The sequence below is a fragment of the Mucilaginibacter myungsuensis genome (assembly GCF_015222005.1).
GTDB classification, from domain to species: Bacteria; Bacteroidota; Bacteroidia; order Sphingobacteriales; family Sphingobacteriaceae; genus Mucilaginibacter; species Mucilaginibacter myungsuensis.
The window spans coordinates 41,681-65,429 of the sequence record NZ_JADFFL010000012.1 but is presented as its reverse complement, the minus strand read 5'-3'; the positions used below and the strand labels follow the sequence as shown (position 1 = coordinate 65,429).

20 protein-coding genes are annotated in these 23,749 nt (G+C 47.7%); 8 read left to right on the top strand and 12 right to left on the bottom strand.

Annotated elements, in window-relative coordinates; translation table 11 throughout:
* Window positions 1-57: 57 nt before the first annotated feature.
* On the bottom strand, window positions 58-1,551 hold the full coding sequence (locus IRJ16_RS21570; protein WP_194113823.1) for a PhoX family protein: 1,494 nt from the start codon (window positions 1,549-1,551) through the stop codon (window positions 58-60).
* A 235-nt stretch (window positions 1,552-1,786) separates the two neighbouring features.
* Between IRJ16_RS21570 and IRJ16_RS21565 the strand changes: the two genes are divergently transcribed.
* From IRJ16_RS21565 to hemN, 5 genes are all read left to right on the top strand, one after another.
* Window positions 1,787-2,869, top strand: a complete 1,083-nt coding sequence (locus tag IRJ16_RS21565) for a mechanosensitive ion channel family protein (RefSeq protein ID WP_194113821.1) — start codon at window positions 1,787-1,789, stop codon at window positions 2,867-2,869.
* A gap of 96 nt (window positions 2,870-2,965) precedes the next feature.
* A complete protein-coding gene (locus IRJ16_RS21560) occupies window positions 2,966-4,153 on the top strand; it encodes a PAS domain-containing sensor histidine kinase (RefSeq protein WP_194113819.1) in 1,188 nt (395 codons plus the stop codon).
* Complete coding sequence (locus IRJ16_RS21555) at window positions 4,150-5,199, top strand: response regulator (RefSeq protein WP_194113818.1); 1,050 nt, start codon at window positions 4,150-4,152, stop codon at window positions 5,197-5,199. The genes IRJ16_RS21560 and IRJ16_RS21555 overlap by 4 nt, the downstream gene beginning before the upstream one ends.
* 84 nt (window positions 5,200-5,283) lie before the next feature.
* On the top strand, window positions 5,284-5,718 hold the full coding sequence (locus IRJ16_RS21550; RefSeq protein WP_194113816.1) for a Rossmann-fold NAD(P)-binding domain-containing protein: 435 nt from the start codon (window positions 5,284-5,286) through the stop codon (window positions 5,716-5,718).
* Window positions 5,719-5,721: 3 nt separating this feature from the next.
* A complete protein-coding gene (gene hemN, locus IRJ16_RS21545; protein ID WP_194113814.1) occupies window positions 5,722-7,089 on the top strand; it encodes an oxygen-independent coproporphyrinogen III oxidase in 1,368 nt (455 codons plus the stop codon).
* A gap of 3 nt (window positions 7,090-7,092) precedes the next feature.
* Here the strand turns inward: hemN and IRJ16_RS21540 are convergent, their stop codons facing one another.
* The 10 genes from IRJ16_RS21540 to IRJ16_RS21495 all read right to left on the bottom strand — a co-directional run bounded on the left by IRJ16_RS21540 (window position 7,093) and on the right by IRJ16_RS21495 (window position 17,010).
* Window positions 7,093-7,935: a phosphatase PAP2 family protein gene (locus IRJ16_RS21540; RefSeq protein WP_194113811.1), complete on the bottom strand. Its 843-nt coding sequence runs from the start codon at window positions 7,933-7,935 to the stop codon at window positions 7,093-7,095.
* A 164-nt stretch (window positions 7,936-8,099) separates the two neighbouring features.
* The gene (locus IRJ16_RS21535) at window positions 8,100-8,441 is read right to left on the bottom strand and encodes a hypothetical protein (RefSeq protein WP_194113809.1); all 342 of its coding nucleotides are present in this window, start codon (window positions 8,439-8,441) and stop codon (window positions 8,100-8,102) included.
* 220 nt (window positions 8,442-8,661) lie between these two features.
* A complete protein-coding gene (locus IRJ16_RS21530) occupies window positions 8,662-9,348 on the bottom strand; it encodes a sulfite exporter TauE/SafE family protein (protein ID WP_194113808.1) in 687 nt (228 codons plus the stop codon).
* Window positions 9,345-9,761 carry a FixH family protein gene (locus IRJ16_RS21525; protein ID WP_194113806.1) on the bottom strand — a complete coding sequence of 139 codons (417 nt, stop codon included), beginning with the start codon at window positions 9,759-9,761 and terminating at the stop codon, window positions 9,345-9,347. Before IRJ16_RS21525 ends, IRJ16_RS21530 begins: the two co-directional genes overlap by 4 nt.
* A gap of 2 nt (window positions 9,762-9,763) precedes the next feature.
* Window positions 9,764-11,137, bottom strand: coding sequence for a cytochrome c oxidase accessory protein CcoG (gene ccoG / locus IRJ16_RS21520; RefSeq protein WP_194113804.1), 1,374 nt, complete (start codon window positions 11,135-11,137; stop codon window positions 9,764-9,766).
* A 6-nt stretch (window positions 11,138-11,143) separates the two neighbouring features.
* Window positions 11,144-12,043 carry a cbb3-type cytochrome c oxidase N-terminal domain-containing protein gene (locus IRJ16_RS21515; protein ID WP_228080403.1) on the bottom strand — a complete coding sequence of 300 codons (900 nt, stop codon included), beginning with the start codon at window positions 12,041-12,043 and terminating at the stop codon, window positions 11,144-11,146.
* A gap of 4 nt (window positions 12,044-12,047) precedes the next feature.
* Entirely contained in the window at window positions 12,048-12,236 is a 189-nt protein-coding gene (locus tag IRJ16_RS21510; protein WP_194113802.1) for a hypothetical protein, read from the bottom strand.
* Between the two features lie 8 nt (window positions 12,237-12,244).
* Window positions 12,245-14,371 carry a cytochrome-c oxidase, cbb3-type subunit I gene (ccoN, locus tag IRJ16_RS21505; protein WP_194113800.1) on the bottom strand — a complete coding sequence of 709 codons (2,127 nt, stop codon included), beginning with the start codon at window positions 14,369-14,371 and terminating at the stop codon, window positions 12,245-12,247.
* Between the two features lie 84 nt (window positions 14,372-14,455).
* Complete coding sequence (gene ccoS / locus IRJ16_RS21500) at window positions 14,456-14,626, bottom strand: cbb3-type cytochrome oxidase assembly protein CcoS (protein WP_194113798.1); 171 nt, start codon at window positions 14,624-14,626, stop codon at window positions 14,456-14,458.
* Window positions 14,623-17,010: a heavy metal translocating P-type ATPase gene (locus IRJ16_RS21495; protein WP_194113796.1), complete on the bottom strand. Its 2,388-nt coding sequence runs from the start codon at window positions 17,008-17,010 to the stop codon at window positions 14,623-14,625. The genes ccoS and IRJ16_RS21495 overlap by 4 nt, the downstream gene beginning before the upstream one ends.
* 140 nt (window positions 17,011-17,150) lie before the next feature.
* Here IRJ16_RS21495 and IRJ16_RS21490 point away from each other — a divergent pair, with 140 nt between their 5' ends.
* On the top strand, window positions 17,151-18,944 hold the full coding sequence (locus IRJ16_RS21490) for a hypothetical protein (RefSeq protein WP_194113794.1): 1,794 nt from the start codon (window positions 17,151-17,153) through the stop codon (window positions 18,942-18,944).
* On the opposite strand, the gene IRJ16_RS21485 is transcribed toward IRJ16_RS21490, so the two are convergent.
* On the bottom strand, window positions 18,937-20,370 hold the full coding sequence (locus IRJ16_RS21485; RefSeq protein ID WP_194113792.1) for a S41 family peptidase: 1,434 nt from the start codon (window positions 20,368-20,370) through the stop codon (window positions 18,937-18,939). The genes IRJ16_RS21490 and IRJ16_RS21485 overlap by 8 nt on opposite strands.
* A 146-nt stretch (window positions 20,371-20,516) precedes the next feature.
* On the opposite strand from IRJ16_RS21485, the gene IRJ16_RS21480 reads away from it, so the two are divergent.
* Together IRJ16_RS21480 and IRJ16_RS21475 are read left to right on the top strand one after the other, a co-directional pair.
* Window positions 20,517-21,185, top strand: a complete 669-nt coding sequence (locus IRJ16_RS21480) for a metallophosphoesterase (protein WP_194113790.1) — start codon at window positions 20,517-20,519, stop codon at window positions 21,183-21,185.
* Window positions 21,182-23,380: a hypothetical protein gene (locus IRJ16_RS21475; protein WP_194113788.1), complete on the top strand. Its 2,199-nt coding sequence runs from the start codon at window positions 21,182-21,184 to the stop codon at window positions 23,378-23,380. The genes IRJ16_RS21480 and IRJ16_RS21475 overlap by 4 nt, the downstream gene beginning before the upstream one ends.
* Window positions 23,381-23,749 lie beyond the last annotated feature (369 nt).

Sequence of the window (23,749 nt, the reverse complement as noted above, 5' to 3'; positions counted from 1 at the left end):
ACAAAAATATCCCGGTGCGCGATCGCGCACCGGGATGAATAAAACGGTAAGTGAATATTATTTAGCTACACCGCGAACAATGACAACCTGGCCACCTTCGCTATTGTTGGTCAAACGGGTGGTGCCACCGTCAATGTTACGGTATTTAGCATCGGTCCACGTGTGTGGGTGCAGGTTAACCACAAAAGTGTTAGGGATACCGGTCAGGTTCGATATATCGTACATCGCGCCATACTCCCAGGTGCTTAAACGTTGGTCGTTGGTTACGTTATACTTTGTGTTGAACGCGGTCTCTGTACGGCGGTGGTTCATTTGCAACATCGCTTTTAACGACTTATCAGCCATGCCGAATTGCCAAATGGTGCCGTCGTGCTTGTTGTTGGTGTAGAAAGAGTCACCATCCTCCTGAATGTAAACAAAGTTCTCGGTTACGCACAAGTTATCCGGGTTTACAATGCTGTTACCCGGGTTGTCGTTGCCGTCAACTGCAACTTCTAATTTACCTTTTAAAGGGTCGTTAGCATCCAAAACTAATTTGTAAACGCGGCCCCACATGGTTTTGCCGCTTACCGGCGTAACCTTATCAGCCTGGCTAACGCCGGTAGCTGTAAAATAAACCTCGCGACCGTTCGCAGCGCTGCCTTTGCGGTAGTCTATATCCTCTACACGGGCAAGCATTAGGGCTTTTTTGTCAACGGTTTGTTGTTGTAATTGCGCACCGGTGCTGGTTTTTACATTATCCAGTTCCACAAATTCCACATCGTAAGATGTGCCTTTGCTCATGCTGGTCTCAACAGGGTCGTTGTTGGTACGTTTCATTACGTACAGTTTGCCATTTTGCAGGTCGCCTTGGGTATTAGATACGTACATGGCTAACTGGCCATCGCTCTCGTCCTCGCCGATCAGTATAACGCTTTTTCCCGGGTAGCTGCCTTTTGGCAGTGGTACAGCGTTCTCTGCGCTCCAGCGACCCAGGGCAGCAACAGTACGTTGATTGTTCTTTTTATCGGCAGTTGCCAATGGATCAATAGCGTGGATCATTGATTCTACACCACTTTCGCCTGCGGTCAGGAACACCGGCTTAGCAAAACCATGCTCTTCCGGCGTAGCCATAGTGGCCGAGCACAAACGGGTCATGCCGCCGTCCGAGTCAACAATGTACTCGCCTTTGGTAGGTTTAAAGTTCTTGTCCAGATATACGCGTGATACTGATTGCAATATTTCGTGGTTATTGATCATGATAAAGCCGTCGCTTGCAGGATCTTTAATGATACCGGCACCATCAGGCTGTGCGCCGAATACGAAGTTTGGCGAACCTGCCAACACATCGTCAGAGCTGATCAGCGTAGTGATCGCCAATGTTTCGAAACCAGGCATTGCTTTCAGAAGCGATGGGTTAACTGAAAAGTTCTGCAATTGCGCTACCGGGGCAGGGGTTACCGGGGTGTCCTCGGTCTTGTTCTTTTTACAAGCAGTGATAGCTACTGCCGATGCCACAAAAAGGACTACAGCGGTCGCTAAAGTTCTTTTGGTTGATAAATGTTTGTTCATGGGTATCGTTCCTATTTCTTGCAAAACTAAAGCCGCAATGTTTCCCAAATTTGAACGCCATGTTAAGCTACATTGAAAGATTTAATTTAGAATGATCCCATTTAAAGAGATAAATTGTTGATGTTCATACGTAAATTGATACTTGTATAGATAAGGATGGGTTTGATAAGACACAACAATTTATTTACATAGCGGTTAAACAGGTGGTTTTGATCAGCAAAAAAAGAACTTAAAGATGAACGAACTGATAGAGAGTTGGTCGACACGGATGCCTGCCTGGGCCTGGAACACAGCGGTGATCGGTTTGGTACTGATATTAGGCTTCATTGGCAAAATGATCATTGCCCGCTTGCTGCGCCACTACAAAAGGCAAACCGACTATTCGGTGATCCGGTCTATCGTATGCCATCTTAACCGACCTTTCAACCATTTTGTACCCTTGCTAACACTATCGCTTGTGCTTCCTTTCCTGACGCTGAAAGATGTTTACGAGACCAAGATAGAACGCGTGTTGGGGATCTTATTGGTGATATCGTTTACCAGCGTACTCATCAGCAGTATCAAAATATTGGAGGATTATGTCTACCACAAATATGACCTTAATAAGGATGATAATTTAAAAGAGCGCAAGGTCCGTACGCAATTACAATTCATCCGAAGGCTGACGATAGTGATGATCATTTTGATCGCTGTATCTATTATCTTATTAAGCTTTGAGAGTGTAAGGAAACTGGGTACAGGTTTGCTGACGGGCGTGGGCATAGGCGGTGTGATCATCGGTTTCGCGGCACAAAAGTCGCTGGGGAATCTGCTGGCCGGTTTCCAGATCGCGTTCACACAACCCATTAGGATAGATGACGTGTTGGTGGTGGAAGGTGAATGGGGCAGGGTAGAGGATATCACGTTGACCTACGTAGTGCTCAACATCTGGGATCAGCGCCGCCTGATCTTACCTATCAATTATTTTATCGAAAAACCTTTCCAGAACTGGACCCGCACCACATCGGAGATATTGGGAACTGTATTTTTATATGTTGACCACACCGCGCCGGCAGATAAAATGCGCGAGGAGCTAATGCGCCTGCTGAATGCGTCTCCGCTTTGGGACAAGCGGGTAGGCGTACTACAAGTGACCGACACTAAGGAGACCGTTATAGAGATACGCTGCCTAATGAGTGCGCGTAACTCATCTCAGGCATTCGACCTGCGTTGTTACGTGCGCGAAAATATGGTTGCGTACCTTAAAGATAATTACCCACAAAGTTTGCCTAAGCGCAGGCTGGATGTGGATGGTGGCGATATTGCAAGGTCGGTGTAGTGTCTCAAAATATGACCATCGTTACTTTTTTAGCTGAAGGAAATTACTTTTAGTCTCGGCGGCAATATTCATATTTGTGATAAGGATCATAATTTTATGGAGAACGCCCTGTTACTGAAAGCCATCATCGCCAACGCTATCGACGGAATTATCACTATTGATGAGCGCGCTCGTGTGGAATCCATCAATCCAGCCGCTTGTAAATTGTTCCAGTACGAGCCCGAGGAGGTGATCGGCAATAATATATCTATGCTGATGCCGCAACCGGATAGGGGGCATCATGATGAATATATCGGTCGTTACCAAAAGACAGGTCACGCACATATCATCGGTATTGGCCGGGAAGTGATGGGACTAAAAAAAGATGGCACCAAATTTCCTTTTCGCTTGGGAGTTAGCGAAGTGCAATATTCCGGACGTAAGATCTATACCGGTTTCATCCATGATCTCAGCCGCGAGAAGCAAGCTGAGGAAACACTAAAAGAATATGCGAGTCAGTTAGAAGAACTGGTAGAGCAGCGGACAATTTCGCTGAAACACATGGTTGATGAATTGCGCTCGGCTAAAGAAGAGGTAAGTCAGTCGTTAGAGAAAGAAAAAGAGTTGGGTCTATTAAAGAGCCGCTTTGTATCGATGGCATCGCACGAGTTCCGCACACCATTGAGTGCTGTGCAATTGTCAGCTTCGCTGATCGATAAATATGCTGCACCATTTGACAACCCGAATATTACCAAGCACGTAGCTAAGATCAAAAACTCGGTAGCCAACCTGACGGGCATCCTAAATGATTTCTTGTCTTTAGAGAAACTGGAGGCAGGTAAGGTAGAGGCGTCGTTCCAACAATTTGATCTGGTAAAGCTGTCCGAAGAGATCACCGAGGAGATGCAACTTATCGCTAAACAAGACCAAAACATCATTTATCAGCATACCGGCACCGAAAGCATGGTGCGGTTAGATCCTAATCTGTTAAAGAATTGCGTGATCAATCTGGTAGGTAACGCCATCAAATATTCGGGCGAGAATACTTTTATCCAGTTTAATACCGAGGTGAGCAAGGGGATGTGTACGATCACCGTTCAGGATAACGGTATCGGCATACCTGAGACGGATCAGAAGCATTTATTTGAGGCATTCTTCCGCGCGCACAATACCGGTAATATCCCGGGCACAGGCCTCGGACTTAACATTGTAGCCCGATACGCGAGCCTGATGAGTGGGCGCATTGATTTTAAAAGCGACGTCAACCACGGAACCATATTTACCATTTCGATCCCGCTGTCATGAGCAAAAAAGTACTGATCATTGAAGATAATAACGATATCCGCGAAAATATCGTTGAGATATTAGGCTTAGCCAATTACGAAGTTTTTGAAGCCAATAACGGCAAAACCGGCGTGGAACTTGCCCAAAAGAACCTGCCTGATGTGATCCTGTGCGATATCATGATGCCCGAGTTGGATGGCTACGGCGTGTTGTATCTGCTGCATAAAAATCCCGAAACCGCATCGATACCCTTCATCTTCCTTACCGCCAAAGCCGAACGTTTAGACCTGCGCAAAGGCATGGAAATGGGCGCAGATGATTACCTGACCAAGCCGTTCGACGATATGGAATTACTGAACGCCATAGAGACCCGCTTGAAAAAGAAGGAGCAACAGCAAAGCTATTACAGCAATTCTTTAGACCGCCTTAGTTCGCTGATATCCAAAAATTCAGGCCTGGCTGAACTTAAAAAGATCATCGGCGAGCGTAAAAGCCGTCAGTTCAAAAAGAATCAGGTGGTGTATTACGAGGGCGACAAAGGCAATGGCTTGTACGTGGTGATGTCAGGCCGGATAAAGACCATCAAATTGGCCGAGGATGGACGTGAGTTAATGACCGGGATCTATAATGCCGATCAGTACTTAGGTGTGCAGGCCATGTTATCTAACGAGGTCTATTCGGACACAGCTACCGCTTTAGAGGATAGTCAGCTGGTGATGATCCCCAAAGATCAGTTAGATCTATTGCTAAATGCGCACCCCGAAGTTGCCCGTGAATTTATCAAACTTCTGGCTAACGATATCCGCGAAAAGGAAGATCAGCTGCTACAGTTGGCCTATAACTCCGTCCGCAAACGCATGGCCGAGGCTTTGCTAAAATTACACCGCCAATACGATGAGGCCGGTAATTTTAAAGCTACTCGCGAGGATCTGGCCGCTATGGCCGGCATGGCTACCGAGACCGTGAGCCGTACGCTGACCGATTTTAAAGATGAACACCTGATCGATAAAAAAGGAAGCACGATCACCATCCTGGACCTGATCCGCTTGGCCAAAATGAAAAACTGACCAAGATCACTTTCTCTGCTGACCACCCTCACGCCGCGCTTGTCTACTGTCCGATATTTTTGTAGCTCATAAAGATCGCATCGGATGAAAGTTGTCGCTTATAGCATAAAGCCGTCAGAGAAGGAGTATCTGGCCAAAGCCAATCAAAAAAAACACGATATCACCATCATAGCCAATCCACTGAGTGTGGAGACGGTGGCCTATGCCTCGGGTAAGGATGCGGTCATCGTATCCAACGCCGACGATGTTTCGGCACAGGTGATAGAGCAATTAGCTTTGCTGAATGTGCGATTTATCGTTACACAGTCGATAGATACCGATCACCTCGACAGACCCGCTGCAGGTCGCTACGGTATCAAATTAGCCAACGTGCTCAGCACCGAACCGCAAGCCATGGCTGATCAGACCATCCGCAATCTGGACATGTATCAGCAAAAGAAATGTGTGGGCGATACCTGCGCCTGCGCCAATGCTTGTCGTGCCGCTGTCCCCGTTAAAGTCGACAACCAAACTTTGTAAGCTATGTATCGCCATCCGCATCTTGCACAAAAATATAACGTGGCCGCGCCGCGCTATACCAGTTACCCCACTATGCCGTACTGGGATCAGTCGACTTTCAGTCGCGATAAATGGGAAATGCTGACCGCCCGCTCATTCAACGAGAGCAATAATGAGGAAGGCGTCAGTCTGTATGTTCACTTGCCCTTTTGCGAGAGCCTTTGCACCTATTGTGGTTGCAATACCCGCATCACCAAGAACCATGGCGTAGAGATACCTTACATTGAGGCTGTGCTGAAAGAGTGGGGGACGTACCGCAAGATCTTAGGGCGGAAACCGAACATCCGAGAGATACATTTAGGTGGTGGTACACCGACTTTTTTTAAAGCCGAAAATCTGCAGATGCTGATACAGGGCTTATTGGCGGATGTCATCGTTCATCCGGATGCGGAGTTCAGTTTTGAAGCGCATCCTGCCAATACCACGGCCGAACATTTGCAAACCTTATATAACCTTGGATTTAAACGCCTCAGCTTAGGTATACAGGATTTTGACCCGAAGGTGCAGCATATCATAAACCGCCAGCAAAGTTTTGAGCAGGTGTTGGATATTACGCTAAAAGCACGGTTGGTCGGCTACACCTCCATCAATTACGACCTGATCTACGGCCTGCCACTGCAAACTATGGATGGCCTGATCAATACCATGAAATTTGTTGCCGGACTAAAACCCGATCGCATAGCTTTTTACAGTTATGCCCATGTACCCTGGATAAAACCCGGTCAGCGTAAATTTACCGAACTTGACCTGCCTGAACCACATTTGAAAAGCAAACTGCACGAGATAGGACGCAGTCTGTTGCGCAGTTTTGGTTATGAAGAGATCGGGATGGATCACTTCGCCATGCCCGGCGATAAACTATTGGTGGCACAGCAGAACGGCACCTTGCACCGCAACTTTATGGGCTACACGCATCAGCATACACAATTACTGATCGGCCTTGGGGTATCGTCGATCGGCGATGCTTGGTACGGCTTTGCGCAGAACGTTAAGACCGTAGAAGAATACCTGCAGATGATCAACGCCGGTGAGTTGCCTGTATTTAAAGGGCACGTTTTAACGACGGACGACCTGATCATCCGCAAACATATCCTCAATATCATGTGCCGTAACAAGACCGGTTGGAACCACCATACCGAACCATCAGAAGCGATGTTCGACGGCATTGAACGTTTAGAAGCATTGGAGCAAGATGGTCTGGTAGAATTAAATTCCCACGGGTTACAGGTGACTGAGTTGGGTCAACACTTCCTTAGGAATATATGCATGGCACTGGACGCGAGGCTTTGGGCGGACAGGCCGTCTACGCAATTATTTAGCATGGCGGTGTAGTGTCTACAACTGCGCCACAAAAGCCAACCCAAATGTCCCGCTTTGGTAGGTCGGTAAAAGGACTTTGTTCTTGATCGGCCTTTCTTTTATTTCAGCCGGGATAAACCCCATTTTATCGCTCGTCTTTTCTTTTTTAGTTAGCGCGTTGCGCAGGTAAGGATAAAGCAGGTAAGCACCCTTGGTACAAAAGATGCCGACCCCGGCACCCGCGATCACATCGCTGAACCAATGGTCGCGGTGTGTAATGCGGCTCATGGCCGTAAAGGTGGCGCAGCTGTAACCTAACACGGTGTACCAGGGCGATACATCGCCCAACTCCTGCGCCATAAACTCGGCGCCGGCAAAGGCGTTGCTGGTATGGCCTGAAGGGAAAGAAAGGTTATCGCGGCCGTCGGGGCGTTCGCGGTAAGTGCGATGTTTGGCAAAAGAGGTCACGCCTTGCGTAAAACCTTGCGCAAGTACCAATATCAACGTCCGATCTACAAAAGTGTGTTTGCCATGCACGCCCGCCAAATTTAAGCCGTAGGTAAGCACCATTGGGGCATACTGCACAACGTTCTCTATCCTGCTCGATGGCACCAATTGCCGCTCCTGAGATTCCTGATACATCCATTTATCCACCCGCTGCAAAGGTTTGATGTAGAAAGAACCAGCTCCATAAGCCATGAAAATTGTCGGAGCTATCATGGATGCTAATCTGCTGCGTAGGTGCGGAACGGTGTCAGGTGCGGTGAATAGGTCTTTTCTTAAAGTATCTACTACATTTACCTTTGGGGTATCGGTAACCTGCGCGTTGGCGAACTGAAATGAAAAGCAAAAGACGGCGGCGGTTAATATCTTTCTCAAGAAGAAGTGTTTTGGTATCGTAAATCTAACGATATCATTACATAAATGTTATGGAATGGTTTTGCCCACGTTAAAATAGTGATGCTAATAAAGCAAAAAAACTGTTAGCGGACACACGCTAACAGCTCTCAATAATTATTGATCAGGGAGAAAAGCTTTAGATGTTATATCGTAAAGATCAGGATCATTAGCGTATTAATGATCGCACTGGTCGCAAACAGTGTAAGCATAGTACGTATACTGCTGCCACCCATCCCGGCCACTACGTTCAAAAAGAACAGGATGAGCGTTACGGCCAAAATCAATTCAGGCGCGTCAAAGTAGAAGATCAATACAGCAGGTATCGGAAGGAATAGCACGCCCTGAGACACCAAAGATACCAGGAACCACAGCGTACGGTTCTTGTTTTGCGTATCGGCAAAGGCCATAAATTTATTCCAAAGGTTGGCGGTTTTTTGAGTTTCGGGTTTGGCCCATGTTGCAGGGGCGCTTGTTATAGTTGCCATAATTGATGTTGTTTTGATACTACAAAGATGGCTGGTCGGCGGTGGGTAGGGGATGATGGCGGGCAGTTGAAAAAGTGAGGGTTGTCACTTTTTCGCCCCATCTTCATCGTGAGTCGCTTCTATCAGCGACGTGACGATCCCCTATAAACAGAGCGGATATGCAAGGCTGACCTAAGGATCGGAGATCGCTGCGCTCGCGATGACGGAGATTTCGAAAATGCTATTCACAAACCACCCCATTCCCCATCTTCGCTACACTCAAATAAGGCACATTCAACCCCGATCCCCGCACAATGAACCAAAGCCCCAAACACACCATTAGATAAGGCATGGCTTTATTGATGCGCGTACGAACGAGCGGCCCTAATGATGCTGCACTGACCGTAGCGATCAGCATCAACGGAAAAGTACCCAAACCGAACCAAAACATATATTCCGCTGCGGCTATTGGGGCATTGGTATTAATAGCTCCCACCAGTGCGATGTAAACAAATCCGCAAGGCAAAAAACCGTTGATAATACCGATGATCAAGTGCCCCGCGCGGTGTTTTAGCACATAGTTTAACGCTTTGTTTATCGGTAGTATATCATACATAGATCTGTTGCTGCGCGACAACTTGAATTTGAATATTCGGGATAGCCCCGCAAAAATGATCAGCAGACCACTTAGCAAACTTACGCCTTGCTGCATACCGGATATCCATAATTGCCGCCCAACAAAACCTATAAGGAAACCTAATAGCGTGTAAGATATCACCCGCCCAAGATTATATAAGATCTTATCGCTAACAATATACCACCAAACGCGCTTTGATACCGGCACGGCAAAGGCCAGCGGACCGCACATGCCCACGCAATGCACGCTGCCGAAAAGGCCAATAAAAAAGGCGATCTGCGCGGTACTCATTTGATGTAGATCTCTTTCTGGTACAAATAATCTTTGTTATGGCTTTGCCACTCCAGCACTAATGTCCATCGGCCCTTGCTGAAATGGCCGAGTGGAATGGCCGCTGTTTGGCCACTGTTTATTATTACGGTTTTATCCAATGCCGTGCTTGATGGACGGATGAACCTCGCTTTTCCATTAACCGTATCGGTGAACAGAATAAGCAGTTGCCCGTCGGCATGCTCAATAGTCGGTTGGGCTTTATCTATCACTACTTGCCGCTCGCGCTTGTAATCCTTGTCATAACCCAAGCCTTTCTCGTAATACTGGTGATCATATTCATCGGCCGGAGCTCTGAACATCTGGAAACACAAACTCAGTATAAACACCATGAACACGGCCATGCCGCCTACGATACCTCTTCCCCAATTCATAATTATTCGTTTATTGGCCCCACAAAACTGGTACTTACCGTTTGTTTTAACTGATCGCCGTTATATAGCCTTAATTTGATATCCGTTTTAGTGCTGTGTATGTGCGATGCAGGCATCATCACGAAAAACACTGTTTTAACCATAGCCCCTTTACTTACTTGGGATGAAGATTGAATATACCTGATCTTCACGGCAGGGTCTACCGGTCGAATGTTCACCGACATATCAGTATTGGTCTTATTAATGATCTCGGCATTGTAAATATTGCTGATGTAGCCGCCCGGCTGCTCCTGGTACAGCATGCCAGCACCGCGCATTACGGTCATATCCATATCGCTGCGACTGAAGATGAAGTAGCCTAACACGCAAGTGAGTATGGTGATCACCCCGGCATAAGCTTTCATTCGCAAGGTGAAAGATGGTTTCTCCTTTTTGTGGATCATGTTCTCGGAATAGTAACCGATCAGATCTAATGGCTTATTGATCTTTACCATCACATCGTTGCACACGTCAATACAGGCAGTGCAGTTCACACACTCTATCTGTGTACCCTTGCGAATGTCTATACCCGTAGGGCATACAGAAACGCAAAGGCCACAATCCACACAATCGCCTTTTAAATTAAATGGGTCAGCGTTTTTAGATAGTTTGCCTCGCGGTTCACCACGCACATCGTTATACGCAATAACCAATGTGTCCTGGTCTATGAGTACGCTTTGTAAGCGCCCGTAAGGGCAGATAACCGTACAAACTATTTCGCGCACCTGGCTATATACCAAATAGAATACAATGGTAAAAACCCAGATGCTGATGAACCCGACGATATGCAAACTCAGCGGCTCGGTAACGATCTTGAACAAATTATCACTGCCAATGACGTAAGCCAAAAAGGTATGGGCGATGAGGAAGGACACCACCAAAAAGATCACATGCTTTACGGTCTTCTTGATGATCTTATCCTGCGTCCACGGCCCGGCATCCAGCTTTTTGCGTTTGTTGGCATCGCCCTCTATCCATTCTTCAATCTTGCGGAACACCATCTCCATAAAGATGGTCTGCGGACAGATCCAGCCGCAAAATAGACGTCCGAAAGCCAGCGTGAACAATACAATGCACACCAATGCCACCAGCGATGCCAGCATGAACAAGAAGATATCCTGCGGCCAAAAGCTTTGCCCAAAGATCACAAAGTGGCGCTCGGGGAAATTGAGCAGCAATAATGGCTCGCCGCCTATGCGTATAAAAGGCCCTGCAAAAAAGAACAGCAGGTACACATAACTGATGGCCGAGCGCCATTTGTAGTACTTACCTTTACGAATGAGCGGATATATCCATTTCCGTTTTCCCGTTCCTTCAGCTGCTAATATCGCGCTCATTGTAAATTAGTTTGATGCCGTTCTGCCCGCACTGGTGTCGTCTTTCAATTCGTCGCCCTGTGGCGCTTTCGGGTTTGGCGGGTTAGTACCTTTTAAAGAGAGGATGTAATTAGATACATCCGAGATCTGTTTAGGCGATAGCTGTTTCTCCCAGGTAGGCATGCCTTTGGCCGCTACACCGTACTTGATCGTCTTAAAAACATCGTTGATATTGCCACCGTGCAGCCAGTAGACGTCGGTCAGGTTAGGGCCTACTACTCCTTGTCCTTCCGCACCATGGCAGGCCGCGCAATGTTGCGTGAATATGCCTTTACCTGCATCGATCACACCAGCATCGGCTACCAACTTTACGGTATTCTCGTCTACCTGCTCACCAGCTCTTGCCAGATATACTTTTTTGGCGCTATCAGCTTGAGCCACCTCGGTCACATATTCGGCATCCTGCAGTTGGCCGACGCCAAACACATGGTAAACCGCCAGATAAGCTAAGCCAAAACCTATCGTGCCGTAAAACAACCACATGAACCAGGCCGGGGTAGGGTTATCCAATTCCTGAATGCCGTCGTAATCGTGTTCGATCAGCAGACTTTTCTCTTGCGACATTGGCTTTAACGATAGCGCTTTCAGCCATAGCTCGTTCTTTACTTTCTTCGGTTGCTCCGGGTTCAGCTCGGCTGCGATCTCAGCATGGGTATAGCCTTGTTGCTGACGGAGCATTACTTTGGTCATTACTTTGAGAGCTCTCAACACCACCAATAAGGCAATGATGAAAAGCAGTAGCATACCCATGATAGCAGCATAGGCAACATAGTTTTGTAGATCGCCTGTGGATATAGGCTTCTCTTCGGCCTCGGCCATTGCAGGCAGCACAAAAGCCAGCATCGGTATCAATAAAAGCTTTTTCATGTTGCTATGCGTGGTTTAAAGGTTTAGGGTCGATAGTATCTTGTAATGGCAAGCCTTGCATATGCTCGATATGTTGCTTGCGGATGCGTATCAGCATCACGGCCACCACCACAAAAAAGACAAAGAATATCCCCAGGGAGGTAAGCAGGTATATCTGGTGGCTGTTAATATTTTCGGTGAATTGTTTAAACATGGCTTTGGTTATTTAGTGGCGGTTTTGTTTGCTTTTATGTCGGTACCCAGGCGTTGCAAATAGGCTATGATGGCGACGATCTCTTTATCGCTCTTCACTTCGATCTTATCGGCATACAGGTTGGCGGCTATCTCTTTGGCTTGCTTATCCAGATCCTGATTGGCAATATTTTCATAACCGGCGGCATAGGGCACACCCAATTTGCGCATACCGTTGATCTTGGCGATAGTGGTGGTCGTATCCAGCTTTTGGGTCAACAGCCAGCTATACTCGGGCATGATACTTCCCGGCGACATTAGTCGTGGGTCCATCATGTGGTTATAGTGCCAGGCGTTACCGTACTTGCCGCCTATCCTTGCCAGATCCGGACCGGTACGCTTAGATCCCCAAAGAAAAGGGTGATCATACACAAATTCGCCCGCTTTGCTGTATTCACCATAACGCTCGGTCTCTGATCGGAACGGTCTGATAGTTTGTGAGTGGCAGTTAGAGCAACCCTCACGGATGTAAATATCACGGCCTTGTAACTCCAATGGAGTATATGGTTTCACACTTGCAATGGTCGGTACGTTAGATGATATGGTCATCGTCGGCATTAGTTCTATCACCGATCCTACCAGGATGGTTATCAGCGCCAAAACCATCAATTGGATAGGGCGGCGCTCTAACGTGCGGTGAAAAGTAGATTCTTTAGCCAACGTATGTGCCGGTTCTAAAGGCATCGCTTGCGCACCCTCATTAGCCACCAGGCTACCCTGGCGCATAGTGCGGTACAGGTTATAACCCATCACGATCACACCTAACAGATAGATGGCACCACCTACCGAACGCATCATGTGCATCGGTAATATCTGAAGTGTGCTCTCTAAAAAGTTAGGGTACTTAAGCATGCCGTCGGGGTTGAATTCCTTCAGCATCAGGCTTTGGGTAAAACCTGCCCAGTACATTGGCACGGCGTAAAAGATGATACCTAAAGTGCCTGCCCAAAAGTGGAACGATGCCAGTTTTTTAGAGAACAATTCGGTTTTGTAAATGCGAGGGATGATCCAATACAAGATAGCGAAGGTCAGGAAACCGTTCCAGCCCAAAGCGCCAACGTGTACGTGCGCAACTATCCAATCGCTAAAGTGTGCTATGCCGTTGATCTGTTTCAGGGATAACATCGGTCCCTCAAAAGTGGCCATACCATAGGCAGTTAAAGCCACCACCATAAATTTCAGGTTCACATCATCACGCACTTTATCCCAGGCACCGCGCAGTGTCAGCAAACCATTGATCATACCGCCCCAACTTGGCGCGATAAGCATGATCGAGAAAGCAACCCCCAACGATTGCGCCCAACCCGGTAAAGAGGTATACAATAAATGGTGCGGACCGGCCCAGATGTAAATGAAGATCAATGCCCAAAAGTGCAGGATACTCAGTTTGTAAGAGTACACCGGGCGGTTGGCCATCTTAGGCAAAAAGTAATACATCATGCCCAGGTAAGGTGTTGTCAAAAAGAACGCGACCGCGTTGTGGCCGTACCACCATTGTACCAGTGCATCCTGCACGCCGGCATAAACCATATAGCTTTTAAAAGCACCTACAGGCAGCTCTACTGAGTTAACGATATGCAGCACCGCAATGGTAACAAAAGTGGCAATGTAGAACCAGATAGCTACATACAGGTGACGCTCGCGGCGTTTAAATATAGTACCGAACATATTGATACCAAATACCACCCAAATGATGGTGATGGCGATATCTATGGGCCATTCCAGTTCGGCGTATTCGTGTGAGGTGGTCAGTCCCAGCGGAAGGGTAATTACTGCCGATACGATGATCAGCTGCCATCCCCAAAAATGGATCTTGCTCAACGCATCGCTAAACATGCGGGCCTTTAATAGCCTTTGCAGCGAGTAGTAAACGCCCATAAAAATGGCGTTGCCCACAAAAGCGAATATCACCGCGTTGGTATGCAGTGGGCGGATACGGCCAAAGGTGGTAAATTGGTTGTGAAGGTTGGCTCCGGGTGCATACATCTGGATGGCTACCAGAAGGCCGACCGTCATGCCGATAATGCCCCAAACGATGGTAGCTATACCAAAGTTGCGGACGATCTTGTTATCGTAATAAAAATTTTCGGGCTGCATAAAGTGTTTGCTTTTATGGTGGTAAAATTATTGCGGAAGCGTTGGGTGCAGAATGATATGTATCCGGCTATCAAGTGATGGAGGTCACTTTTTATCCGTACGTGATGGCAGTTCGTCCTCATCATCTAACAGGATGCGCATGGATGGGGTATACAGATCATCGTTCTGCCCGCTTTTTTGCGCCCAAAAGAACGCACCAAGGAATACCAGCGCCATCAGTACGCTGCATCCTATCAGGAAATAAATGATACTCATGCCAACCTCCTTTTCCGCGCCGCAAAGTGCGTTGCTAAACTGGTGAATGATATGATGGTAGCCGTGCTCAGCGGCATCAGGACAGCTGCTGTTAATGGTGATAATTGCCCGGTAACGGCATAAGTAAGCCCAATAACGTTATAAGTAAGCGATATCAGGAACGAGATATGGATGATCTTTACGGTATCCTTGGCAAAACGTAAAAACTGCGGTAGTTTACTGAAAGACCGTCCGTCTAAAATAGCATCGCTGCCGGGGGTAAAGTTGTTCACGTTGTCGGTAACAGCTACGCCCAGGTCGCTTTGTTTTAGCGCGCCCGCATCGTTAAGGCCGTCGCCCAGCATCATCACTTTTTTTTGTTGATGCTGCAGGTCGCTGATCAGGTCCATCTTTTGCTGCGGCAGTTGCTCGAAATGCATAGCGTCGGGCCTGAAGTACTTTACTAACTCGGTTGCCTCGTGGTCCTGGTCGCCCGATAGCAGGTACATATCATAGTTATCGCTCAGTTTTGGAATATTATCCATCCCTTCGCGATACTGGTGATGGAAGGCGAAGTAGCCCAGATACAAACCGTTTTGTGATACATGCACACGTGTAGCACCTGTGATCTTAGTAGAATAACCGAATATCATATCAGCGCTGCCAATGATCATTTGGTCATCATCAACATTCGCTTCGATACCCTTTCCTGCCAATTCATTATAGTTGCTTATAGGTAAAGGTTTTTGGTTGCCGAGATAAGAGCATATCATGCGACTCAACGGATGGTTGGAATTAGAACAAGTATTCCAGATCAATTGCTGTTGATGCGCGCTTAGCACTCCGTTGAACTGAATGTTACTGCTATTGCCGATGGTGATCGTGCCCGTCTTGTCCATCACAATGGTGTCTATCCGGGCCATTTGCTCTACTACAGCGGTATTCTTCAGGTAAAAGAGGTTTTTATCGAATACACTCAAAGCCGCCGACATGGTGAAAGGCGTACTCAATGCCAACGCGCAAGGGCAAGCCACGATCAGCACGGCAGTAAAGGCTGCTATGCCGCGGGGCAGGTCCTCCAAAGCCCAGAATAATAAAGAGCCTATGGCGATGGCCAGCAGTATGATCGTAAAATGTTTGCTCACCTCCTCGTTAAAGGTGCGCACGCGGTTATCCTGTTTGGCGGTAAAGGCCTCGTTATTCCACAGTTGGGTAAGATAGCTTTGCGATACGGGTTTGATCACCTCCAGTTCGATCGCTTGGCCGGTCTGCCTGCCGCCGGCGTAGATCACCTCGCCAAGAGTTTTGTGTACGGGGATTGCCTCGCCGGTCACAAAACTCAGGTCTATCATAGCTTCACCTTTCAGCAGGATGGCGTCCGCGGGGATGATCTCGTTATTGCGCACTACCATGCGGTGACCGGTCTGTAATTGCGCCAAGGGCAGGGGCTTCTCCACGCCGTTCTTCACTACCTGCACCGCTACCGGGAAGAACGAACGGTAATCCCGTTCAAAGGAAATGTGGTGATAGGTCTTTTGCTGAACAAATTTGCCTACTAGCAGAAAGAAAACTAATCCACAAAGCGTATCGGCAAAACCTGCGCCGGTACCTGTGGCAACTTCAACTGCCGTACGGATGAACAAGACCGCTATCCCCAGGGCTAATGGGAAGTCGATATTTAAGACCTTATTGCGGAGGTTTTGATAAGCCGAAGTAAAGTAACCCCAGCCGCTGTAAACGACTACAGGCACTCCAAAAGCCACATTCAACCAGCCGAAAAAGTGTTTAAAGTTCTGCTCAAATGCCGTCAACCCAAAGTACTCGGGAAAGCTGAGTAGCATCACATTGCCAAAGCAAAAACCTGCCACGGCTATCTTTTGCACCAGGTTATCTTTAGGCGATGAATTGTTTTTTTTGATAACATCCTGCAGGCTGATCAATGGTTCGTACCCGATATCGTACAGCAATTCTACCAGGCCTTGTAGGCTGAGCTTACGATGATCAAAGCGCATGCTGAGTTGCTTTTTTAAAAAGTCGACCCGGCAATAGTGCACTGCCGGGTTCAGCTTGTTCAGTTGCTCTAATAACCAAAGGCAAGAGCTGCAATGGATATGCGGGATATAAAAGCTGACGACGGTGATCTGCTCATCTCTGTAATCGATCAGGTCTTTAATGATGGTTGGCTCGCTCAGGTATTCAAAACGCTTGTCGCTACGCTTGCGGGTTTCTCCGGGGTGGGCATTAAAGTTATAGTAACTGCACAACTGATTTTGCGCCAAAACCTGGTAAACGGTTTGGCAACCCTGACAGCAAAAGTGCTTGTCATCGATCTGGTACTCGTCGGTATGGCGTTCGTCGCCGCAATGGTAGCAGGTCTCTTTTTCGAGTAAAGTGTGCGCTGTCATTTTATGGGGTCCATTCTTTTTCCGTTACAAAACTCACGGATCGGCGGCACCTAAATAATGACGAGTACATCTGCTAAATGTGACCGCCGTCAGTTTTTGACGAGGCGTTGCCCGATAGCTTTGTCGAAACGAATTTTTGCATGAGCCACACATTCCACATCCCCGTTTTAGGTTTAGGATACTCGGTAGATACGCCGCTGAAAGTTGCCCGTTACGGCATCACATCCACCATGTCTATTGTTGATGACGAGCTGACCGAGCGGATGCGCGAATACCACAGCCTGCAGAACGACGAACCGTATAGCCCCATCAATAAGGCCGATCCCGATGCTCGGGCGCGTAGGGTAGAGGCTTATCTAAACTTGGTGAACAAGCTGGTACAGCAACAATTCATCGAACTAAAACAACAGCCCTTTGAACCCGGCAGCGACATCTGCCGCTACTTTGAGATGCTGCCCGATTGCAGCCAGCTTAAGCAAGGCTATGATCTGATGATGGATTATCCGGATTGCGAACGTAAGACCATCTTCCAAAATGTCCTGCGCCAACACATGACTATTGGTGCGATGGATGTGAACCTGATGGCCAAGGTTGATAAGATGAACTTTACCGGCAATGGCGACTATCTTGGAGATGAAAACACCGATGCTTTGGCTGGTCTGCGTGGCTTTGTGAATAGTGATATTTACTCATCAGTGGTATTATCCGCCGGAATGAACCCAAAGTTGTATAGTTACCTGGAAAGCTTTGAGGCTTTTCTGCCTGACAGAGATGGTCGCTTTAAAAAGAAGATCATTTTAAAGGTGAGCGATTTCCGTTCAGCGTTCATTCAGGCTAAATTCTTAGCTAAAAAGGGGATATGGGTATCCGAGTTCCGTGTCGAGTCAGGCTTAAATTGCGGAGGCCACGCTTTCGCTACCGAGGGTTTTTTGTTAGGCCCGATACTGGAAGAGTTTAAACAAAAACGTACCGAAATGCAGGAGGAATTATATGCCCTATATCTTGGCGCATTGCTGGCTAAAGGCGTCGAATGCAATAATATACCTATCCAAAAGCTGAGCGTTCAAGGCGGCATCGGTACAGCCGAAGAGAACACCTTTTTGATGGATCACTACCAACTGGATGCCACCGGTTGGGGGAGTCCGTTCCTGCTCGTCCCCGAGGCGACCAATGTGGATGAGGATACACTGCACAAACTCATCCACGCCAAAGAGGGCGATTACTATGTGAGCAACTCATCGCCATTAGGTATCCTGTTCAATAATTTCCGCGGTTCTACCATCGAGCAACAACGCATTGACCGTATTAAAAAACGCCGCCCGGGCAGCCCCTGCACCAAAAAATATCTGTGCAGCAATACGGAGTTTACCGAGCAACCCATCTGCACAGCGTCCCGTCAATATCAATCCTTAAAAATAGCCGAATTGCAAGCTGCGGGCTTATCCGAGGACGAATATCAACAACAATACCAGACCGTAACCGAGAAACTGTGCCTGTGCGAAGGCTTATGCTCATCAACCTACCTTAAGTACGATATTGTTAAACCCCGCGAGAATACCGCCGTAGCCATCTGCCCGGGGCCTAATTTGGCTTACTTTAATCACCTGTACTCGCTGGATGAGATGGTGGCCCATATCTATGGTAAGATAGATCTGCTGCAAAACATCAAACGCCCACACGCTTTCATTAAAGAGTTGAACTTATACATCGAGCATTTGCAAACCGATCTGCAAAATAACCTTAAACATCTGAGCGATAAGAAAGCTAAACAGTTAGAAAAGTTCAGCGCGCAAATACGGGTTGGTATCAATTACTACAAAGAACTATTCAGCAACCTCACCGATCAGGCTACCGAACTGACGACCGAGTTTTTTAATGATCTGACATTATCAGAAAATAAACTGGATCAGATACGGATCAGTGCGGCTATTTGATCAACCGCAAAGCCGCCTCCATCTCCAGATCTTTAGGGTTGATGATATCGTTAACGGTTCTGGTGATCAGTACGTCGGGAGGCGTGCCGTGGGCTATGTTCAGTTTAGGATCAACGGCGTTCACGTACTTTTGCAAAGGAACACTTAGCGTAATACCGAAGGTCAGTTCAGCATGAGGCATCATGCCACTGGTGTTGCCATGGTAGCCGCCGCCGGTCTCTTCGCCAATAAAGATCGCGCGTTTATTGTGATGCAGCACAGCGGCAATATCCGCGCAAGACGACATGCACAAGCCGTTGATCAGTACGTAGAGTTTACCCGTGTAGGCATTCTTATGAGGCTTTTGCGGCTGATAAAAATCGAACTCTTTGGTCATCCACGACTTTTGCCATAGGTACAGCGAGTCCTGCTTAACAGGTTTTTTGTAGAACCATGTTGCCACACCCTTAACTTCTTGGGCAACGCCTTCGGTCACCTCTATGTGGTCCCAGTATCGGTAAGGTTTATCCATCAGGTAAGTACATAGATAGGCGGCATTGGCGTCGGTGCCGCCGGTGTTATCGCGCAGGTCCAGGATCAGGTCTTTGGTGCCGTTGGCCTTTAGTTGTTTAAAGGCATCGTCAATAAACTTTTTAAAGTCCTGTTTCCCTCGCTTGATCCCCGAATTAGCAAAGGACAAGATCCTAAGCGTCGCCAGGGAACCATCGACCATGAAATTGAGCCGGGGCTTTGTACCAAAGTCCATCGCCTCAGGTTTGGGGATATCTTTATCCAATACACCTTTCAAGGTGAATTCTTTTGGGCCGTTGACGGTGTTGATCATCACCTTAAATTGATCTGTTACCTCGATGATCGAGCGATACCAATGCGCCGTCCGGTTGTTCAGCAATTGATATTTTAGGGTTTGGTTGTACCCGTCGGATGGGATATTCGGTAGTATCTTGTCGTGCAACTCTTTAATGCTTTTGCCGTTGATGCAGGTCACTTCCGCGCCGATCGGGATGGCGTTATCACCGCTATAATTTGCTGTGATGAAGGCTTTATCACCGGAGAAGAATAGTCTGAGCGGTAACAAGTTAGGTTTACTGTTCAGGTAAGCGCTATACTCTTCGGAGAGTGTCAGGTCGGTATGCAGGCAACCGATACGGCTGATGATAGGTTTCAACTTACGGAAGTAAGCAAGCTGATCTGGCGGGGCGCTGATACTTGCCTTTACAGAATCAATATAGCGGTCCGTATCAGCCTCGTCATGGTAACGGAAGAAACCCGGGTGCTGACGCTTTAACTCCTTAACAATGCTGGTGATAGCGTTCCGGGCCGAATCGGCGCTGATGGTCTCATTCGGGTCGATTTTTTTTTGCTTTTGGGCGAATAGTGGAGCGGCTAATAATTGCAACAGGCAGTAAGCTAACACGATAGGTTTCATGCTGCTAAGTTAGGTTTCAGTCATTTATCCAAAAGTTAAAAAAGGTTAAATGGATCCGCTCTGCAGATATTCAGATCAGCACTTTCCTTTTGATCAGGAAAATCCTATCTTAACAAAGACTATTTTTTGAGAAACACCCGCAGTAAATGAGCTACTTTATCATTGGCGATATTCATGGCTGTTACTACACCTTCGAGCAGATGCTGCAGCACTGGGACAGCACTACGGAGATACTAATATCTGTAGGTGACCTGATCGATCGCGGCAATTACAGTGCAAAGGTTGTGCAGAAGTGTATGGAGCTATCTGAGAACTATCCTAACACGCTGTTTTTAAAAGGTAACCACGAGGTGGAGATGATCAGACACTTCCGCATCGGCTACAATAAAATGTGGGTAGACTATTGCGGACTGGAAACGCTGGAAGACTTTGAGTTGAGCAATGTCGATATTGATAAACTCCTAAATTGGGTAGAGGCGATGCCACTTAAATTTGAGGCCGACCGCCTGTTGGTGACGCATGCCGGTTTAGCAGATGTCCCCGAGCCTTATAACGAGAATAGCGATCTTGGTGTAGTATGGAACCGCGCGCCGCTGATGAATATTGGCAAACTGCAAGTACACGGCCACACGCCGCTCAAAAGCGATCATCCGCATTATAACGATACCTCCAACTCCTGGAACATCGATACCGGCGCTGTCTACGGCTACGGCTTGACTGGTTTGAAGGTGGACAATAATGGCAGCGTGACCGAAAAGATATTTGTTAAAGTTGATCCACGGGATATTTTGCCTGATCTGATCGAATTTTCATGATGAGAAAGAACGTTTGTATAGCGATCCTGCTAATACTGTCGGTAGCGGCCAACGCCCAGGTACCCGACCAAACCTGGTGGACATTCCAATTCCCCAAATACCGCTCCAGCGATACCAGTTTGCTCGACCTGCGTTACCTGAACGAGCGCGTGGCCGGCGAGCATGGCTTTATCAAAATGAGTAAAGACGGCAACTCCCTTACCGATGGGCAAGGCAAGCCGATGCGTTTTTGGGCTACCAATGGCGGTAGTTTGGCGCGCGATCTAAAGGATGCGCAGTTAGATAGTCTGGCCCGTTTTTTGGCTAAAATGGGCGTGAATATGGTGCGCTACCATGGTTCTATCAACCCTAAGGGGAAGACCTCTAAACTTACCGATGTTGACACTGCCGAAGCCCGTAACATTTGGCGATGCGTGGCCGCTATGAAAAAGCAGGGTATCTACACTGTCATATCGCCGTTTTGGCCGCACAATGGGCACATGGGCGAGTGGGTGCCTAAGGAGTGGGGCATCAACGGCTACTCGGGTAAGGACGATATGTGGGGCGTACTTTTCTTTGACCCGCAACTGCAAAAGGGTTACAAAGCTTGGGTAAAATACCTGTACACTACCTCGAACCCTTATACCAAAGTGCCCTTGAAAGATGAACCCGCCGTAGGCATGGTCCAAATAGAGAATGAGGATTCGCCATTTTTTTGGACGATGAGCAATGTAAAGCCCGAAGTGAAAAAGCTGGTTGGCTCGCAATTCTCCAAATGGCTAAAGGCTAAATATCCTGCCGCTAAGGATATCAAGGATACCATGGATCTGATCCCCATTTGGGACATGACCCAAGCACCACGCCTGAACGATAAAAGCCGCCTGCACGATCAGGTGGAGTTTTACGCGCAAACCCTGCGTAAGTTCTACGATGATATGGCCCGATTTTATCGCAATGAATTGGGCTGCAAACAACTCATCAACGGAAATAACTGGCGCACGGCATCGCAAAGCCGCCTGCTGGATCTGGAGCGTTGGGCCAACGCCGGGGTAGATGTCATTGCCACTAACAAATACTTTGACCCGGGGCACCGAGGGTCCAACTCGGGCTGGCGGATAGATCCCGGCGACTTTTATACTTCGCCATCGGCATTAAAGAACCCTGCCGATCTGCCTACCAACGTTAAACATGTGGACGGCAGACCAATGATGATCACCGAAAGCGGCTGGAATTTACCTAACCGTTACCAGACCGAAGGCCCATTACTGGTAGCAGCTTATGGCGGACTGACCGGCTTAGACGCTTACTTTTGGTTCACACCTACAGCGATGGACTATATGCGCCAACCGCATCTCAGTTTTCTTCATCTACCCGACGGACAGCACCCGATGAACCGTTGGACGAGTTCGACACCGGGCGAGTTGGGCATGTTCCCCGCTAACGCGCTTATCCAGCGTTTAGGTTATGTAAAAGAGGTCAAGATCTTGCAAGAACATCGTACCATGAAAAGTATGCTCGACCGCACCATCCCGCCGATATTTGAAGAGCAGGCCTTCGACCCTAACCGCGACTTTGTGACCAGCAAAAATGCCGACCAAGGTCAGTTCGGTCCGATGACTTTCCTCACAGGCGGCGTGTCTTCAAGCTACGAGGCTAAGGCGGATGAAGTTGCCGTAGGTAATGACCTGACACAGCTGATAGATACTAAAGCCGGCAAAGTAACCTCGGCGACCGGCCAGCTACAATTAGATCATCGTAAAGGGATCTTCACCCTCAATACACCAAAAGCCAAAGCGGTCAGCGGTTTTCTGAATACGCAAAAGAAATTTGATCTCGGCACCGTCACCATCACCTCACAAAACGAATATGCCACTATCGAACTGGTGAGCATGGACGGGCAGGATATTGACAGATCTGCTAAGATACTGCTACAGATCGGCACCATCTTTAGGCCCACCGGTTGGCAGGAAGAACCGGCTACCATTGCAGACGACAAACAACAACTCAAGGGCTACAAGATCACCAACACCGGCAAAATGCCTTGGTTGGGTATGCCTGCTTTGGGGACTATTACTATCAAGAACAAACAGATCCGCAAGGCTATCCAGTTAGATGCGGCGGGTTACGCGGTTAAAGAACTAAAGCTGATCAGCAGTGCTGACGGGATAGGGTTGGAGTTGCCGAAGGATGCGATGTATATTTTGTTAGAACGATAGACGCAACACGAGATAAATAGGAAAGCCTATGACCATGGCCACCGAAAAGATCAATAACAGATAAACGCTTTTAGAGGGTAGCCGATCCTTTTTGCATCATCCCTTGATCTTGCAATAAATAATAATTCTACGATCCAACCAAAAGTGTAGATCACGTTGAGTGCAAAGCCGACAACCAGATACAGCAACGGAATGGTTACAAAGCCGATAAAGAAACTGGCCCAGCCCGCAAGCAACATTAACACGTTATAAAGGATACTACGCAACTCCCACCATAGTATGATCTGGTGCCATTTTCTGTTCGGATCTGTAACTCTAAGAAATTTTATGATAGGCTAAGTTTGCACGAAATTACAAATATAAAGAAAA